We start from the raw sequence: 15,669 nt of genomic DNA on the forward strand, positions 1-15,669 counted from the left end.
TGCGGGCTTCTTTTCAATGAGGAATTCCCGCATGTCGTATTCGCTCTCCGGCAAGACCATCGCAGTGCTGGCCACCGATGGCTTCGAACAATCCGAACTCATTGAGCCCAAGCGCCTGCTGGAATCCTGGGGCGCCAAGGTCGATGTGATTGCGCCCGGCGACGCTGCGCAGATTCGCGCCTGGAACAAGACCGACTGGGGCGATTCGGTGCCGGTGGACCAGCGCCTGGATCAGGCCAAGGTCGACACCTACGATGCGCTGGTACTGCCCGGCGGCGTGCTCAACCCCGACACCTTGCGCGGCGATGCCAAGGCGATTGCGTTCATCCAGGCCTTTGCCAGTGCCGACAAGCCGGTTGCCGCGATCTGCCACGGCCCGTGGCTGCTGGTGGAAAGCGATCTGGTTCGCAACCGCGATGTGACCTCGTGGTCGTCGGTCAAGACCGACCTGCGCAATGCCGGCGCACGCTGGCAGGATGCGGAGGTGGTTGTCGACGGGGCGCTGATCACCAGTCGCAAGCCCGACGACATCCCGGCCTTCACCGCTGCAGTGGCCAAGGCCCTGGTGGCCTGATCGGTTCGTTGCAATGTTGGAAGTATCAAGACAAAGGCCCGACGTCATGACGCCGGGCCTTTGTCTTGATCCGATGGCCGTTTGCGCAGATCGGCGCAACGGCATGACGGCGCGCTTCGGTCCTGCGTTGCAACTAGCACTTCAGCCTATTTCCCGGACAATGCAGCTGCCGGCACCAGTTGCTCGATGTTCTGGTTGAAAGTCACCGCGACGCGGCCGTTCTGGATACCCACCGACTCCACCTGCACATTCCCCATCACCGCTGCGATGGCCGGATCGATGCGATAGATCGGCTCCTTGCGCGCGTAATCGGCCAGCCAGGCATTGAGCAACTCGCGGGTGCTGTGGTCGAGTTTTGCGCCAGCGTTGGCCGGGCGGAAATCGTCGATGGTGGGTTGATCGAGATAAAAGCCCTGCTTGGCCGTGTCGTAGCGCAGTGCGCTGGTCAAGGTCACATTGCCGACTGGCGCGGGCGCGCCGCCGGCGGTGGCGAGCGCCAGGTCGAATGCCATCTTGAGCCGGTCGCCCGGCGGCAGCGACAACGCCGGATTGCTGACCGTCATCTCGACCAGACCGCCCAGCGCATCGTGTGTCTGCGGGAAGCGACCGCCCAGGAATTGCTGCAGGTCGCTGCCCTGCACGCTGATCTGGTGTCCCTGGATCTGCGGCGTTGCCCACGCGCCGGTCGTCGGTATCGCCAGAGCGAGGGCAAGCATGGATCCGGCAAGCGAACGCAGTTTCATCGGGTGACTCCGGCAACAGGTGACATCACCTTAGTCAGTGCCGGTGAACCGTGGGTTAGCGCAACACCGGGTGCAGGGTGGCCGAGTAGATCTCCCAGTCGTCGCTGCCGTTGCGCGGCTGCAGCCGATAGGCGCCGACCAGACGTTGGGTGACGGTGTCGGTACGCACGATCAGCTGCACCGGCACTTCGATCCGGCGCGAGGGCCGTTCCCGATCCAGTGCGACCGGCGGGTCGTTGTTGATGCGCATCGACTGGATATTGCCGATGCCGCGCAGCGCTGCATCGTCCGGCACCGGCGCAGGGCGACCGCCGCTCCACAGGGCGTCGGCATCGCCACGCGCCGTACCTGGCAACGCCCCCAGATACCGGCGCACGGTTGCGCTTGCTTTAGCGAAGTTGGCGCGCGCGACGGCATCGTCGGGCCTGGCGTCGCCTGGCGGTGTTGGGCGCGCATTACCCCCCCGTGCCGACGCCCGGCGTTTGCGTCGCCGCGACAACGTGCGAGGACGCTGCCGCGTCGTCGGTTTCTTGGTCTGCGCTGCGATGACAACTGCAACCTGCGATTGCCGCTGCAAGCATGACGATCCCCAACCCTCGCATGGCGCATCTCTCGTCCCCAGATGCACGCAGTGTAGCGATCGCTGCGATGCCGGTCTCAGGTGCCGGCGGCCGGCTGCACACGTTGCAGGCGCTCCAGCAGCAACTGCAGTTTTGGCCGCAAGGCCTCCAGTGCATCGCTTGGCTGCGCGCGCGGGCGGGCGGCCAGGTCTTCCAGCAGCTGCGAGCCGACCGTCAGCGCCGCGCATTCGTCGCTGCTCAGATCGCGTCGCAGGTGCAGCTCCTCGAGCAGCCGCATCCAGTCGGCCCGCGAGCGCTGTTCGAATTCGATGGTGCAGCGATCGCTGCAGGGGCGGCCATCGCTCTCGATGGGCGTGACCGTAATGCGATAGCGTCTTCGGGACATGGAGGGGGGCGTTCCTTGGGCTGCCTCCACCATAGGCGTAGCCGGCAACGGCCTCGATAGCTCAGGCCATGACGCAGTGTTCCAGCATGCTCACTGTGCCGGCTGTGGCACGGGTTTGCGTAGCAACGGCAGCGGATCGTACGCACCGTTGCGCCCGTAGACACCATAGTGCAGATGCGGCGGGGTGCCGCGCGCGTTGCCGGTGGTGCCGACCATGCCAAGCGGTGTGCCAGGCTCGACGATATCGCCAACGGCCAGGCCCGCGGCCCAATCGTCCAGGTGCGCGTAGTAATGGCGTTCCATTGCCGGCCCGAGCACCCAGACCTGTTTGCCGCCCAGGCCTTGATCGCGGATGGCGCTGACCACCCCGCGCGTCGCAGACAGCACCGTTGTGCCACGCAGGGCGAAGATATCCACGCCGGCATGACGTCGGTCGCGGCCGCGCGGTGCGCCGAAGGTGTCGGCGATGCGGCGCGCCTGCACGCCTTCGACCGGGACCAACAACTGCACGGGTGGCGGCATGCGCGACAGCTCCCAGCTGGTACGCAGTTGTTCGGCAACCGGCAACTGCCATGCCCAGCGTGCGGCCACACCCAGGGCGCACAGCAGCGCGATCGACACCAGCAGGCGGCGCACGCGGCGTGCAGGGCTACGGGTTGCCGATGACGGCGGTGTGGATGGGCCAGGAGACGATGGGCCGGTCACATGCACCTGCTGCGTTGCAAATCAGCGTGCAGGGTAGGCAAGCGGCGATGAGCGGCATGTGGGGAGTGCCGCGGGCGGTCCTGCACGCTCAAAAAAAAGACGGCCCGCAGGCCGCCTTCGTGACACCGGAGGCGTGCTCGATTAGAGCGCGGCGTCCTTCAGTTTCTTCAGCAGGCGAGCCTTGACCTTGAAGCTGGCCGGCTTGGCCGCGAAGGTCTGCTCTTCCTTGGTGAACGGGTTGATGCCCTTGCGCTTCGGCTTGGCCGGCACATGGACGCTGGTCAGCTTCAGCATGCCCGGCAGGGTGAACGAACCGGCGCCCTTCTTGCTCAGCGACGAATGTGCGGCCGATTCCAGCGTAGCCAGAACGGCGCGGACGTCCTTCGGAGCCAGCTGGGTGGATTCGGCAATGTGCGCGACCAGGCCGGTCTTGCTCAGCGCTTCCTTGATCGGCTTCGGCGCAGCGGACTTGGCAGCAGCGGCCTTGGCCGGCTTTGCGGTCTTGGTCGCGGCGACCTTTTTCACTGCCTTCTTGGGGGCAGCCTTCTTAGCGGCGGTTTTTGCCATGAGTTATGTGTTCCGTGATCGTTGGTGGTGTTGGGTCTGCCGACCCAGTCGGCAACGCGAAATGTAGGGCAACTGCTGCGCGCCGCCAATAGGGAAACGATGAAACGACGGAAAAAAAGCGTCTTTTGACGGGGATTCGTTCACCGGTGGCAGAAAACCTCGGCGAAAGCGCTGTCGACGCGGCTGCGATGCGCAGGCAGACGCGGTGTCTGACGCATAGCAGCAGATCGTTTGCGCGCAGGCATCTGGGCGTTTTCGCCGCGTGCTGGGCGCCGAGCGTTGGCCAAGGTGTGCTGCCGCCGGTGGCGTTCGCTGCCGCGATCAAGCGTCGCGTGGCCGTGCGGTGCAGGACAGGTTTGCGTCGCCAACTGCTGGCGCACGTTCCTGAGGCCTTGTTCTGATCAGCCAATCCGCTGCGTTCGCGCCGCTGCTGCCGTGGGCGCCGGCAGCGTGCGCCGGATTTTTCCACACCCGACAAGGGCCGGTGCGCTGCGTTGCGTGACGGTTCCACTGCGCAATTGCCGTGGCTGTCCTGCGCGCGACCCGGCCGGCCGCTGCGGAACATTCCTAATCCGGATGATGCCCGGTCACAGGCGGCCTAGTCATTGGCCGCCGAGAGGCTGCGGCCGCGCTCGGTCGCTGCGGCAATCGCCCTGGCGGTGAGCGCTTCGAACTGGCCGGCCTGAAATGTCTCGATTGCCGCCTGCGTGGTGCCGTTGGGCGAAGTCACCCGGCGGCGGAGCAGTGCCGGTGCTTCTCCCGATTCGGTCAGCATGCGCGAGGCGCCGAGCAGGGTCTGCAGCACCAGCGTGCGTGCGGTCTCGGCCGGCAGGCCTTGTGCCTGCGCGGCGGCCTCCATCGCTTCGGCCAGCAGAAAGAGATAGGCCGGCCCACTGCCGGACACCGCGGTCACCGCGTCCATCTGCGCCTCGTCGTCGATCCAGACGGTGACACCGGCGCTCTCCAGCAAGCCGGCCGCCTGCGCGCGTTGCGCCTCGGACACGCGTGGATTGGCGTACAACCCGGTCACGCCGGCGCCGAGCAGGGCGGGCGTATTGGGCATTGCGCGCACCACCGCAAGGTCGCCGCCGGACCAGCGATCCAGCTGCGGAGCGGTGATGCCGGCGGCAATGGACAGCAGCAGCGGCTGCTGCGCCTGCGCAAGATCGGCCAGCTGCGCGCATACCCCTGGCAGCACCTGCGGCTTGACCGCCAGCACCCAGAGGGCTGCGCCGTCCACGGCGCTGCGCGCCTGCTCCACAACATGTACGCCGAAGTCGCGCGACAGCGCATCGCGCAGGTCGGCCACCGGCTCGGCGACGCGGATGCTGGCCGCGGGCACGCCTTGCCGGATCAGCCCGGCAATCAGGCTGCGCGCCATGTTGCCGCCGCCGACGAATGCGGTAAGCGCAGCGGCAGAAGGCGAGGGCGAGGAGGGCAGAGTCATTGCGACACCTTAAGTAAGAGGACACAGCGTGCTGGGCGAGGCTGATCGGGAAAAACGGTCAGGACGCTGCAGTAGCCGACGAGCCGCGTTCGCCGAACAACGCAGTCCCGACCCGCACCATGGTCGCGCCGGCCGCAATCGCTTCGGCAAAATCCGAGCTCATGCCCATCGACAAGGTATCCACCTGCGGGTAGCGGCGCTTGAGCTCTTCGAACAGTGCCTGCATGCGGGTGAACGCCGCCATGCGGCGCGCCTGCTCGGGGAATGGCGCGGGAATCGCCATCAGGCCGCGCAATTGCAGCCGCGGCTGTAGCGCGATGGCCGCGGCCAGCCCGTCGACCGCTTCCGGCGCGCAACCGTGCTTGCTGTCCTCGTCGTCGATATTGACCTGGATCAGCACATTCAACGGGGTGCGATCGGCCGGGCGGTGGTTGACCAGCGGCGCGATCAGCTTGGCGCGGTCCACGGTCTGCACCCAGTCGAACCACTGGCTGGCCAGTTCGGCCTTGTTGGATTGCAGGTGGCCGATCAGATGCCACTCCAGTCCCAGCATCTGCAGTTGGGCGATCTTTGTTTGCGCTTCCTGCACGTAGTTTTCGCCGAATGCGCGCTGGCCCTGCGCCGCCAGCGCGGCAACCGCGTCCGCCGGTCGGGTCTTGGACACCGCCAGCAGGCGCACATCGGTGCGCGCGTGTGGAGTCGCGGCGGCGTGGATGGCATCGAGAATCTGCTGCAGCGACGAAGCCGGCACGTGGCAATCCAGGTGGGAAGGAACGCTATAGTGCCGCCCCCGGCTGCGTCCTTCCAGCCGGGTCGCCGAACCGGGCCGGCCAATGACGCGGCCATGGCCCATGGACGCGCCGGGCCGGCCCACAGCGAGGCGAGCTGGCGGCCGATGCCGGAGCTGCCCAGGCATCGGCCGTGCCCGCGCCGCGGCTCCAGACCAACGCCTTCAGGCCCGCGCGACGATGCCGGCCTGAACCGGCCGCGCGCCGCTTCCCGCCAGCAGCCAGAACGCTATACTGCCGCTTGGGGAGTACCTTCCAATCGCAGCCTAGGGGAAAAGCAGCGCATGGATATCGCTGAACTATTGGCGTTTTCTGTCAAGAACAAGGCATCGGACCTGCATCTGTCGGCCGGCTTGCCGCCGATGATCCGTGTCGATGGCGATGTCCGTCGGATCAATATTCCGGCCCTGGACCACAAGCAGGTACACGCGCTGGTCTACGACATCATGTCGGACAAGCAGCGTCGCGATTACGAGGAATTTCTCGAGGTCGACTTCTCGTTCGAGATTCCGTCGCTGGCGCGCTTCCGCGTCAATGCGTTCAACCAGAACCGCGGCGCCGGTGCGGTGTTCCGTACCATTCCTTCCGAAGTGCTGACGCTGGAAGACCTGGGCTGCCCGCCGATCTTTCGCCAGTTGATCGACCAGCCGCAGGGCTTGATCCTGGTGACCGGCCCGACCGGCTCGGGAAAGTCGACCACGCTCGCCGGCATGATCGACTACATCAACAAGAACGAATACGGCCACATCCTCACTGTCGAGGATCCGATCGAATTCGTGCATACCTCGCAGAAGTGCCTGATCAATCAGCGCGAAGTGCACCGCGATACGCACGGCTTCAACGAGGCACTGCGCTCGGCGCTGCGCGAAGACCCGGACATCATCCTGGTCGGCGAATTGCGCGATCTGGAAACCATCCGCCTGGCGTTGACCGCTGCGGAAACCGGCCACCTGGTGTTCGGCACCCTGCACACCAGCTCGGCCGCCAAGACCATCGACCGCATCATCGACGTGTTTCCGGCCGGCGAAAAGCCGATGGTGCGCTCGATGCTGTCCGAATCTTTGCGTGCGGTGATTTCGCAGGCGCTGCTGAAGAAGGTCGGCGGCGGACGCACCGCGGCCTGGGAAATCATGGTCGGCACCCCGGCCATCCGTAACCTGATCCGCGAGGACAAGGTGGCGCAGATGTATTCCTCGATCCAGACCGGTCAGCAATACGGCATGCAGACGCTCGACCAGCATCTGCAGGACCTGGTCAAGCGCAGCCTGATCACGCGCAACCAGGCCCGCGAGTACGCCAAGGACAAGCGGATATTCGAGTGATTCGGGAATAGGGAATCGGGAATGGGGAATCGCGAAAGCATGCACCCCTGACCGGTCCCGGCTCCCGGCTTTTCCAATTCCCGATTCTCGATTCCCCATTTCCGGCTCCGAAGGAGCACGCCATGAGCACCATCGACTTCACCTCCTTCCTCAAGCTGATGGCGCACCAGAAGGCGTCGGATCTGTTCATCACCTCGGGGATGCCGCCGGCGATCAAGGTACATGGCAAGATCAGTCCGATCACCCAGACGCCGCTGACCGCGCAACAGAGTCGCGACCTGGTGTTGAACGTGATGACGCCGTCGCAGCGCGAAGAGTTCGAAAAGACCCACGAGTGCAATTTCGCCATCGGCGTGTCCGGGGTTGGGCGCTTTCGCGTGAGCTGCTTCTACCAGCGCAACCAGGTCGGCATGGTGCTGCGCCGGATCGAAACGCGCATTCCCACGGTGGAAGAATTGAGCCTGCCGCCGGTGATCAAGACGTTGGCGATGACCAAGCGCGGCATCATCATCTTTGTCGGCGCCACCGGGACCGGCAAGTCCACCTCGCTGGCGGCGATGATCGGTTACCGCAACCAGAATTCCACCGGGCACATCATCACCATCGAAGACCCGATCGAATTCGTGCACAAGCACGAGGGCTGCATCATCACCCAGCGCGAAGTCGGCATCGATACCGATAGCTGGGAAAACGCGCTGAAAAACACCCTGCGCCAGGCGCCGGACGTGATCATGATCGGCGAGGTGCGCACCCGCGAAGGCATGGAACACGCCGTGGCCTTCGCCGAAACCGGCCATCTGGTGCTGTGCACCCTGCACGCCAACAACGCCAACCAGGCGATGGACCGCATCATCAACTTCTTCCCGGAAGACCGGCGCAACCAGCTGTTGATGGATCTGTCGCTCAATCTCAAGGGCGTGGTCGCGCAGCAGTTGATCCCCACCCCGGATGGCCGCGGCCGTCGCGTGGCGATGGAGATCATGCTGGGTACACCGCTGGTGCAGGATTACATCCGCGACGGCGAGATCCACAAGCTCAAGGAGATCATGAAGGAGTCCACCAACCTGGGCATGCGCACCTTCGACCAGAGCCTGTTCGAGCTGTACCAGGCCGGCGAGATCAGCTACGAAGACGCGCTGCGCTACGCCGACTCGCAGAACGAGGTGCGCTTGCGCATCAAGCTCTCGCAGGGCGGCGACGCCAAGACCCTGGCGCAGGGCCTGGATGGCGTGGAGATCGCCGAGGTTCGCTGAGCGCCTGCAGGCGCGTGGCACGCGGTGACGGATGGCCGGGGGTGCATGCGAACGGGACGGCCTGCGCCGGATTCGTTGCAGCGCCCTGCGTGCCGCTGTGTCCTGCGCGATGCAGCGGTGGACGCCGCTGCGCTCGATGAACGCGCGGCGTCGCAACGCGCGAATGGCGTGATGTTTCAGATGTAACCAGGTGCGCCGATAGTGTCTAATATCCGCACCCCACCGCAGTGCCCAGTCCGTGAGCCTTCCCGATTCCGATCTCCGTCCGGAGCAACAGCCGTTGCCCGACGACGGCACAGTGATGACTTCCGGTCCGTTGACGCCGCCACCGGATTCGGCCGGCACCGCGGCCGACGATCATGCGTTTCACCACTCGGTGGCCGAGGACGTGCAGGGCATGGTGCTGGCGACGCTGGTGGCGTCGCTGGGCCTGGCGATCTTCGCCAAGGGCGGCCTGATGATCGGCGGCATGGCCGGCGTGGCGTTCCTGCTGCATTACGCACTGCACTGGAACTTCGGCCTGGTGTTCGTGCTGGTCAACCTGCCGTTCTATTGGCTGAGCGTGCGCCGCATGGGCTGGGAATTCACCTTGAAGACCTTTGCCGCAGTGGGCGCCTGCGGCGCACTCACCGACCTGCTGCCGCGCTGGGCCGATTACGCGCACATCAGCACGCTGTTTTCGGCGATCGTCGGCGGCGCGCTGGCGGGCCTGGGCATCCTGTTCTTCATCCGCCACCGCGGCAGCCTGGGCGGCATCGGCATCCTGGCGGTGTACCTGCAGCGCGAGCGCGGCTGGAGCGCCGGCAAGGTGCAGATGAGTTTCGATGCGATGCTGATGCTGGTCGCCTTCGGCGTCCTCACCCCGGACAAGGTACTGTACTCGGCGCTGGGTGCGTTGATGCTCAGCCTGGTGCTGATGTTCAATCACCGGCCGCATCGTTACATGGGTGTCTGATTGCCGTCTTGCACCCACGGCGGCGACAACGCCTGGATGCGCGCAAATACCGGGCAATCGGCATGGTGCGCACCGGGCAGGTAGCCCAGGCTCATCAGGAATTCGCCGGTGATTTCGCCGCCGGTGAAGCGGAAGGTCTTCTTGAACAGCTTGACCCAGGCCGCTTTGTCGCGCGGATGCTGTGCGTCCAGCCATTGCGCGAAACTGCCGTGCGAGGCGCGCAGCTGCCGGACGACCTGCGCATTGTGGATAGCCGCCAGCACCTTCAGCCGGTTGCGGATGATGCCGGCGTCGCCGAGCAGCCGTGCAATGTCGCTCTCGCCATAGGCCGCCACCGTGTCCACATCGAAGCCGTCATAGGCGCGCTGGAAGTTGCTGCGCTTGCGCAGGATGGTTTCCCAGCTCAGGCCGGCCTGATTGATCTCCAGCACCAGGCGCTCGAACAGCTCGCGCTCCTCACGCTGTGGAAAGCCGTATTCGTGGTCGTGATAGTGCCCGTGGACCGGGTGGCCCGGGGCGATGCTGCAGTAGCCGCTCATGAGATGCCTGTTGTGGGTGGAGCAGGTGTCGGTGGACCCGTGCGCGATGGCAGGGAATCCAATGCCCAACGATAGCGACCGAACAGCGACGCGTGGGTGCACGGATCGACTGCATTCACGGAAACAGATCGAGCGCGGCACAGCGCAGCCTGCATGTTCGCGCTGCGCAGCCGCCGGCAATCTGAATGGGCCGGCCTTGCCTGCCGGGTGCCATCGGTGGCCTCTGGGAGGTCGCTGTCCATCGGCAGCATCGCCGGTCCGGTGCCGCCCGCATGCAGCAAGTATGGCAGCGGCTCTGCGCGCGGCGAAGCGAACGGCTAGAATGCGGCCATGTCTGTTTTGCCCACGCCTCTGGCCAACCAACTGCTGATCGCGCTTCCGGCGCTGTCCGACCCCACCTTTTCGCGCAGTGTCGCGCTGATCTGCCAGCACGACGAGAACGGCGCCATGGGCGTGCTGGTCAACCGGCCCTCCGAATACACACTGGGCGAGGTCCTGTCGCAAATGGGCATCGACACCGTCGACGAGCACCTGCGCGAGCAGGTCGTGCTCAGCGGCGGGCCGGTGCACCCGGAACGCGGTTTCGTCATCCACGACGATGCGCGCGACTGGGATTCCAGCCTGGAAGTGGGGCAGGGCGTCTACCTGACCACCTCGCGCGACATTCTCGAAGCCATGGCGGCTGGCGAAGGCCCGCGCAATGCGCTGGTGGCGCTGGGCTGTGCCGGTTGGGGCGCGGGTCAACTGGAATTCGAACTGGGCGAGAACAGCTGGCTGACCGCGCCGTCGGATGCCAATGTGTTGTTCGCCACCGCGCTGGAAGATCGCTGGCAGACCGCCGCCGGGCGCATCGGTGTGGATCTGTTCCGGCTCACGGACTATTCCGGGCATGCCTGAGGCGGGCGCTTTCCGCCCGGATGGCACGGTGCTGGGCTTCGACGTGGGATCGCGCCGCATCGGCGTGGCCGTCGGCACCGCGCTCGGTGCCGGCGCGCGTGCGGTGGCCGTCATCCATGTACATACCAACGGCCCGGACTGGGTCGCGCTGGATCGTGTGCATAAGCAATGGCGTCCCGACGGTCTGGTGGTCGGCGACCCGCTGACCCTGGACGACAAGGACCAACCCGCACGCAAGCGCGCGCATGCCTTCGCCCGCCAACTGCGCGAGCGCTACGCGCTGCCGGTGGTGCTGATCGACGAGCGCTCCAGTTCGGTCGAAGCCGCGCAGCGTTTCGCGCGCGAGCGCGCCGACGGGCGCAAGCGCCGCCGCGATGCCGAGGCGCTGGACGCGATGGCGGCCGCGGTGATCGTCGAACGCTGGTTGGCCGCGCCCGACCAAGCCACTCTTCTTCCCTGACACTCCCGACCTGCGATGACCACCATGCAACTCGATTCGGACGGACGCCTGCGCCACCTGCTCACCCTGGAAGGACTGCCGCGCGCCACGCTGCTGCAGCTGCTCGATCGTGCCGGCCAGATCCGCGACGCGGCGGTGGGGCGCGTGGGCAAGCGCAGCGTGCTTGCCGGCACGGCGGTGTGCACGCTGTTCTTCGAACCGTCCACGCGCACGCGCAGCTCGTTTCATCTGGCTGCACAGCGACTCGGCGCGGACGTGCTCAATTTCGATGCCTCCACCTCGTCCACCCGCAAGGGCGAAACTGCGCGCGACACGTTGAAAAATCTCGAGGCGATGGGCGTACGCGGCTTTGTGGTGCGCCATCCCGACGATGGTGCGGTGGAAGCGCTGGCCGCGGCTGCAGGCGAGGGCACCGCCTTGATCAACGCCGGTGACGGACGCAGCGCGCATCCCACCCAGGGCCTGCTCGACATGCTCACCCTGCGCCAGGCCAAGGGCACCGATTTTTCCAAGCTCAAGGTGGTGATTGTCGGCGACGTGAAGCATTCGCGCGTTGCGCGCTCGGACCTGCATGCACTGCGCACGCTGGGCGCCGGCGAGATCCGCGTCTGCGGCCCGGCCAGCCTGCTGCCCGACGACGACATGCTGGATGGCTGCGTGGTCGGCCAGGACTTCGACGCCATGCTGGAAGGGGCCGATGCCTTGATGATGCTGCGCCTGCAGCGCGAGCGCATGGAAGAAGGCCTGGTGCCGTCGCTGGAGCAGTACCACAGCGACTACGGACTCACCCGCGAGCGCCTGGCACGTGCCGGCCGCGACGCCGCCGTGCTGCATCCTGGCCCGATCAACCGCGGCGTTGAAATCACCGACGAGGTCGCCGACGGCGCGCAATCATGCGTGCTGCGCCAGGTCGCCAACGGCGTGGCGGTGCGCATGGCCGTACTGGAAACCCTGCTGGGTTGAGCGAACCCAGCAACGCGACCGCGCACCCGCAATGCGGTCGCGGTCGCGCCAGGTGCGCGTCTTCGCGCGCACATCCCAACGTCTTGCTATCAGAACCCGCGGCCTGCTCCTACGATTCCCGATTCCCGATTCCCGATTCCCGATTCCCGAATCCCGAATCCCGAATCCCGAATCCCGAATCCCGAATCCCGATCCAGGCACCACGCCATAACATCCAGTCGCCTATCGTGACACCTCCTTTCATCGCAGGAGATCGCAATGGGTATTTCACGTCACGCCACCGCTCACTGGGAAGGCGACCTCAAGACCGGCAAAGGCCAGCTCAGCACGCCGCAAAGCGGCTTGATGGACAAGACCCGCTATGCCTTCAATAGCCGCTTCGGCGACGAGAAGGGCACCAACCCGGAAGAACTGATCGCCGCCGCGCACGCTGGCTGCTTCACCATGGCGCTGTCGGCCCAGCTGAGCGAAGCCGGTTTTCCGCCGACCTCGCTGGATACCCGTGCAGACGTGGATCTGTCGATGGAAGGCGGCCCGCAGCTTTCGCAGATCCGCCTCAAGCTCAAGGCCGTGGTGCCGGGTATCGACGAAGCCAAGTTCCGCGAACTGGCCGACACCGCGAAGAAGAACTGCCCGGTGTCCAAGGCGCTGAGCGCCGTGCCGATCAGTCTGGAAACCGAGTTTTCCAGCCAGGCGTGATCCCACTTGCGTGCGTTGGCGATAGTTGCCGGCGCACGCAGCTGGCGGCGACCTGAATAGGGCTTTGCAAGGACGGTTCGGTTCAGGGCGGTTTCACTGGCGCAGGTCGAGCATCGGCAGCGTGTCCTCCCCTGTAGAAGCTGCCGCAATGAAAACTCTTGTGCTTGGTGCTCTGGTGATGGGTGTGGCAGTTGCAGGCAATGCAACGGCGCAGCGCTATGACAGCGGCTATGACGGACGTGGCAGCTATGAGGACGGTCGTTATGAATATGCGCGGGTGGTGCGCGTGGACCCGATCATCGTGACCGATTCGTATGGCGAGCGCAGCAGCGAACGCTGCTACAACCGCCCGGCCGACGGCTACTACACCAGTAACGACGGCTATTACCGCGACGGCGGCAGCTATGGTCAGGCCGGCGTGTCCAATCGTGGCGTGGCCAGCGTGATCGGTGGTATCGCCGGTGCGGTGCTCGGTAGCCAGGTCGGTGGCGGCAATGGCCGTCTGGTCGGCACGGCAGTCGGCACCATGGCGGGCGTCGCGGCAGGTCGCTCGATCTACGAAGCCAATAATCGCAACTACCAGGGCAATGTCAGCGTCTGCGAGCCGGTGTCCTACCGCCGCGAACGCGACCGTGTCGACGGCTACGACGTGACGTACGAATACGCGGGCCGCACCTATCACACGCGTAGCGACTACAACCCGGGCGACCGTATCCGGGTACGCGTGGACGTGCGTCCCGACTGACCGGTGCGGTGTCGTGTGCCGCAGTCAGGCGATCGACATCAGCCCATTGAATGACGAAAACGCTGCGGGTGACCGCAGCGTTTTTTTGTCCCGACGCAAGCGCTTTTCAGCCCGCCGGATCAGGCGAGATCACGCCCAATCCAGCGTGCCGCGGATCACCGTCTGCACCTGGCCGCCAGACCACACATCGCCATTGGCGTCGATGCGCAATTCCAGCAACGCGTCAAAGCCGATCTCGCGGCCCTGGCTGACCACGTAGCGACGTTCCTTGCCCGGCAATGCCTGGCGGCTGTCCAGCCAGGCGGCGAGCACCGCATTGGCCGCGCCGGAGGCGGCATCTTCGAAGCGCCGGCCATTGCCGACGAAGGCGCGCACCGCCAGATCGTAGGCGCCGGGCGCTGCGGCGCGCGCATAGGCGAACACGCCCATGCTGCCGGTGGATTCGGCCAGCGCGGCGATCGCGTCCCAGTCCGGCTGCAGGCCGCGCAGCGCCGCTTCGCTGGCCAGCTCCACCACCCACCAGGTGCGGCCGCCGTCCATCAAGGCGGGCGGCAGGCTACCCCTTGGCCAGCCGCGCACCGCATCGCGCAGGCGCGGGTCGTCGGCCTCCACCTGCTCGGCCACGCGCGCGCGCGGGGTGCGGATGGCGATGCTGCGGTGACCTGCGGTCTGCTCCACGCGCAGCGGCAGCTGGCCGGCGATACCGTCCTGGATCAGCACGCCGTCGTCGGGTGCGGCCAGGCCGGCTTCCAGAACCGCGTGGGCGGTGCCGACGCTGGGGTGGCCGGCAAACGGCACTTCCTTTTGCGGCGAAAACATCCGCAGCCGATAGCTGCTGTGCGCATCCGGCGCCGCAAACACGAAGGTGGTTTCCGGCAGCTTGGTCCAGCGTGCGATGGCCTGCATCGCCGCATCGTCCAGGCCTTCGGCATCGAGCACCACCGCCAGCGGGTTGCCGCTGCCGGGGCGGGCGGAAAACACATCCAGTTGCAGGAAACGGCGGGTGGTCATGGTGGCGGCTCCGCGAACAGGGCGCGGCAGCTTACCAATCGATACGGCCTTCGATCACTTGCCTGGTCGTTCCGCCGATCCAGACTTCGCCTTCGTGATCCACCTCCACGTGCACACGGCCGTCGCGGCCGACCTCGCGGCCCTGGCTGGCGACGTAGCGCAACGCCTCGCCCGGCACGCGGCCTTCGCCGTGCAGGCGCGCGGCAATGCAGGCGTTGGCGCTGCCGGTGACCGGATCTTCCGGGATGCCGTCGCCGGGGCAGAAGGCACGCACCACCAGGTCCGCGTCGCTACTGGCCTGCGGCGCGTAGATGGCCAGGCCGGTGGCCGCGCTGGCCTGGGTCAGGCGGCTGATCGCAGCCAGATCGGGCGCCGCCTGGCGTACCGCCTGCGCGTCGGCCAGTTCCAGCAGCCACCAACCGGGGCCGTTGTTCCATAGTGCGGCCGGGCGTGCGGCCAGGCGCAGGCCAGCGCAGGCATCGTGCAACGCCGCAGCATGCGTCTGACCGGTTTCGATCGCGCGCGCACGCGGTGCCCGCAGCCGCACCAGCAAGGCGCCATGTCGGTCGAGCACCTGCACCGGCAATACGCCCGCCGCGCACTGCTGGCGCATCCGGCCGTCCGGCTTGAACGCAACCAGACCGTGCGTCGCCGCCGCCCACGCAGCGCCGACGCTGGGATGGCCTGCAAACGGCAGCTCGGCGCGTGGCGTGAAGATACGGATGTGGTAGTCCGCATCGGGTGCGCTGACCGGCAGGAAAAAGATCGTCTCCGACAGGTTCAGCCAGGCGGCAATCTGCTGCATCTGCTCCGACGACAACGTCTGCGCGTTGAGGACCACGCCCAGCGGATTGCCGCGGCCATGCTGGCCGCCGAACACATCCAGTTGCAGGTAGCGGTGCTTGCTCATGGGGCATGGATCTCGGTCGATGGAAGGCGCGTCGATGGTTGCAGCGCAAACCGTTGCGGTGATGGCAGTGGCCGCCGGCAGGCTGCGACCGCACACGGGGTCATGCAGGCGACATTGGCAGTAGA

The 15,669-nt window shown here is 66.2% G+C and carries 19 protein-coding genes; 9 read left to right on the plus strand and 10 right to left on the minus strand.

Translation table 11 applies throughout. The features are described from left to right. Window positions 1–31: 31 nt before the first annotated feature. On the plus strand, window positions 32–574 hold the full coding sequence (locus FHT09_RS04405) for a type 1 glutamine amidotransferase domain-containing protein (protein WP_104606076.1): 543 nt from the start codon (window positions 32–34) through the stop codon (window positions 572–574). Window positions 575–720: 146 nt separating this feature from the next. Here the strand turns inward: FHT09_RS04405 and FHT09_RS04410 are convergent, their stop codons facing one another. From FHT09_RS04410 to FHT09_RS04440, 7 genes are all read right to left on the minus strand, one after another. Beyond that, window positions 721–1,317, minus strand: coding sequence for a DUF1439 domain-containing protein (locus tag FHT09_RS04410; RefSeq protein ID WP_104606077.1), 597 nt, complete (start codon window positions 1,315–1,317; stop codon window positions 721–723). Between the two features lie 55 nt (window positions 1,318–1,372). Then, complete coding sequence (locus FHT09_RS04415) at window positions 1,373–1,693, minus strand: hypothetical protein (protein ID WP_104606078.1); 321 nt, start codon at window positions 1,691–1,693, stop codon at window positions 1,373–1,375. A gap of 281 nt (window positions 1,694–1,974) precedes the next feature. Continuing rightward, complete coding sequence (locus FHT09_RS04420) at window positions 1,975–2,283, minus strand: DUF3861 family protein (protein WP_166774432.1); 309 nt, start codon at window positions 2,281–2,283, stop codon at window positions 1,975–1,977. Window positions 2,284–2,373: 90 nt separating this feature from the next. Next, window positions 2,374–2,994 carry a M23 family metallopeptidase gene (locus tag FHT09_RS04425; RefSeq protein WP_104606079.1) on the minus strand — a complete coding sequence of 207 codons (621 nt, stop codon included), beginning with the start codon at window positions 2,992–2,994 and terminating at the stop codon, window positions 2,374–2,376. A 135-nt stretch (window positions 2,995–3,129) separates the two neighbouring features. Next, window positions 3,130–3,555 carry an HU family DNA-binding protein gene (locus FHT09_RS04430; RefSeq protein ID WP_026064288.1) on the minus strand — a complete coding sequence of 142 codons (426 nt, stop codon included), beginning with the start codon at window positions 3,553–3,555 and terminating at the stop codon, window positions 3,130–3,132. A 598-nt stretch (window positions 3,556–4,153) separates the two neighbouring features. Then, window positions 4,154–5,002 carry a pyrroline-5-carboxylate reductase gene (proC, locus tag FHT09_RS04435; RefSeq protein WP_047126911.1) on the minus strand — a complete coding sequence of 283 codons (849 nt, stop codon included), beginning with the start codon at window positions 5,000–5,002 and terminating at the stop codon, window positions 4,154–4,156. A 58-nt stretch (window positions 5,003–5,060) separates the two neighbouring features. Continuing rightward, window positions 5,061–5,753 (minus strand): YggS family pyridoxal phosphate-dependent enzyme, encoded by a 693-nt coding sequence (locus FHT09_RS04440; RefSeq protein ID WP_047126910.1) that lies wholly within the window; start codon window positions 5,751–5,753, stop codon window positions 5,061–5,063. 321 nt (window positions 5,754–6,074) lie between these two features. On the opposite strand from FHT09_RS04440, the gene FHT09_RS04445 reads away from it, so the two are divergent. The 3 genes from FHT09_RS04445 (at window position 6,075) to FHT09_RS04455 (ending at window position 9,320) form a co-directional block, all read left to right on the plus strand. After that, a complete protein-coding gene (locus FHT09_RS04445) occupies window positions 6,075–7,112 on the plus strand; it encodes a type IV pilus twitching motility protein PilT (RefSeq protein WP_003489919.1) in 1,038 nt (345 codons plus the stop codon). 122 nt (window positions 7,113–7,234) lie between these two features. Further along, window positions 7,235–8,365 carry a PilT/PilU family type 4a pilus ATPase gene (locus tag FHT09_RS04450; protein WP_047126909.1) on the plus strand — a complete coding sequence of 377 codons (1,131 nt, stop codon included), beginning with the start codon at window positions 7,235–7,237 and terminating at the stop codon, window positions 8,363–8,365. Window positions 8,366–8,645: 280 nt separating this feature from the next. Further along, window positions 8,646–9,320, plus strand: a complete 675-nt coding sequence (locus FHT09_RS04455; RefSeq protein ID WP_166774773.1) for a YitT family protein — start codon at window positions 8,646–8,648, stop codon at window positions 9,318–9,320. Here FHT09_RS04455 and FHT09_RS04460 read toward each other — a convergent pair. Then, window positions 9,305–9,859: a DNA-3-methyladenine glycosylase I gene (locus FHT09_RS04460; RefSeq protein ID WP_104606080.1), complete on the minus strand. Its 555-nt coding sequence runs from the start codon at window positions 9,857–9,859 to the stop codon at window positions 9,305–9,307. The genes FHT09_RS04455 and FHT09_RS04460 overlap by 16 nt on opposite strands. A 330-nt stretch (window positions 9,860–10,189) precedes the next feature. Here FHT09_RS04460 and FHT09_RS04465 point away from each other — a divergent pair, with 330 nt between their 5' ends. The 5 genes from FHT09_RS04465 to FHT09_RS04485 all read left to right on the plus strand — a co-directional run bounded on the left by FHT09_RS04465 (window position 10,190) and on the right by FHT09_RS04485 (window position 13,623). Next, window positions 10,190–10,756 carry a YqgE/AlgH family protein gene (locus FHT09_RS04465; RefSeq protein ID WP_047126906.1) on the plus strand — a complete coding sequence of 189 codons (567 nt, stop codon included), beginning with the start codon at window positions 10,190–10,192 and terminating at the stop codon, window positions 10,754–10,756. After that, window positions 10,749–11,216, plus strand: a complete 468-nt coding sequence (gene ruvX, locus FHT09_RS04470) for a Holliday junction resolvase RuvX (protein ID WP_047126905.1) — start codon at window positions 10,749–10,751, stop codon at window positions 11,214–11,216. Before FHT09_RS04465 ends, ruvX begins: the two co-directional genes overlap by 8 nt. 15 nt (window positions 11,217–11,231) lie before the next feature. Then, window positions 11,232–12,179, plus strand: a complete 948-nt coding sequence (locus FHT09_RS04475; RefSeq protein ID WP_005992504.1) for an aspartate carbamoyltransferase catalytic subunit — start codon at window positions 11,232–11,234, stop codon at window positions 12,177–12,179. Between the two features lie 258 nt (window positions 12,180–12,437). Then, window positions 12,438–12,878: an OsmC family protein gene (locus tag FHT09_RS04480; protein WP_104606082.1), complete on the plus strand. Its 441-nt coding sequence runs from the start codon at window positions 12,438–12,440 to the stop codon at window positions 12,876–12,878. A 148-nt stretch (window positions 12,879–13,026) separates the two neighbouring features. After that, window positions 13,027–13,623 (plus strand): glycine zipper 2TM domain-containing protein, encoded by a 597-nt coding sequence (locus tag FHT09_RS04485; protein ID WP_047126902.1) that lies wholly within the window; start codon window positions 13,027–13,029, stop codon window positions 13,621–13,623. A gap of 129 nt (window positions 13,624–13,752) precedes the next feature. Here the strand turns inward: FHT09_RS04485 and FHT09_RS04490 are convergent, their stop codons facing one another. Continuing rightward, window positions 13,753–14,634, minus strand: a complete 882-nt coding sequence (locus FHT09_RS04490) for a PhzF family phenazine biosynthesis protein (RefSeq protein WP_104606083.1) — start codon at window positions 14,632–14,634, stop codon at window positions 13,753–13,755. Window positions 14,635–14,665: 31 nt separating this feature from the next. After that, window positions 14,666–15,544, minus strand: coding sequence for a PhzF family phenazine biosynthesis protein (locus tag FHT09_RS04495; RefSeq protein ID WP_104606084.1), 879 nt, complete (start codon window positions 15,542–15,544; stop codon window positions 14,666–14,668). Between the last annotated feature and the right edge of the window lie 125 nt (window positions 15,545–15,669).

Source organism: Xanthomonas sp. CFBP 8152, assembly GCF_014199025.1.
Lineage (GTDB): Bacteria > Pseudomonadota > Gammaproteobacteria > Xanthomonadales > Xanthomonadaceae > Xanthomonas > Xanthomonas arboricola_B.

Bases quoted from the DNA above. Each gene is read 5' to 3' on its own strand.
- FHT09_RS04495 (WP_104606084.1), bottom strand. From the start codon at position 15,544: ATGAGCAAGCACCGCTACCTGCAACTGGATGTGTTCGGCGGCCAGCAT.
- FHT09_RS04480 (WP_104606082.1), top strand. From the start codon at position 12,438: ATGGGTATTTCACGTCACGCCACCGCTCACTGGGAAGGCGACCTCAAG.
- FHT09_RS04475 (WP_005992504.1), top strand. From the start codon at position 11,232: ATGACCACCATGCAACTCGATTCGGACGGACGCCTGCGCCACCTGCTC.
- FHT09_RS04460 (WP_104606080.1), bottom strand. From the start codon at position 9,859: ATGAGCGGCTACTGCAGCATCGCCCCGGGCCACCCGGTCCACGGGCAC.
- FHT09_RS04450 (WP_047126909.1), top strand. From the start codon at position 7,235: ATGAGCACCATCGACTTCACCTCCTTCCTCAAGCTGATGGCGCACCAG.
- FHT09_RS04445 (WP_003489919.1), top strand. From the start codon at position 6,075: ATGGATATCGCTGAACTATTGGCGTTTTCTGTCAAGAACAAGGCATCG.
- FHT09_RS04430 (WP_026064288.1), bottom strand. From the start codon at position 3,555: ATGGCAAAAACCGCCGCTAAGAAGGCTGCCCCCAAGAAGGCAGTGAAA.
- FHT09_RS04420 (WP_166774432.1), bottom strand. From the start codon at position 2,283: ATGTCCCGAAGACGCTATCGCATTACGGTCACGCCCATCGAGAGCGAT.
- FHT09_RS04485 (WP_047126902.1), top strand. From the start codon at position 13,027: ATGAAAACTCTTGTGCTTGGTGCTCTGGTGATGGGTGTGGCAGTTGCA.
- FHT09_RS04490 (WP_104606083.1), bottom strand. From the start codon at position 14,634: ATGACCACCCGCCGTTTCCTGCAACTGGATGTGTTTTCCGCCCGCCCC.
- FHT09_RS04410 (WP_104606077.1), bottom strand. From the start codon at position 1,317: ATGAAACTGCGTTCGCTTGCCGGATCCATGCTTGCCCTCGCTCTGGCG.
- ruvX (WP_047126905.1), top strand. From the start codon at position 10,749: ATGCCTGAGGCGGGCGCTTTCCGCCCGGATGGCACGGTGCTGGGCTTC.
- FHT09_RS04465 (WP_047126906.1), top strand. From the start codon at position 10,190: ATGTCTGTTTTGCCCACGCCTCTGGCCAACCAACTGCTGATCGCGCTT.
- proC (WP_047126911.1), bottom strand. From the start codon at position 5,002: ATGACTCTGCCCTCCTCGCCCTCGCCTTCTGCCGCTGCGCTTACCGCA.
- FHT09_RS04405 (WP_104606076.1), top strand. From the start codon at position 32: ATGTCGTATTCGCTCTCCGGCAAGACCATCGCAGTGCTGGCCACCGAT.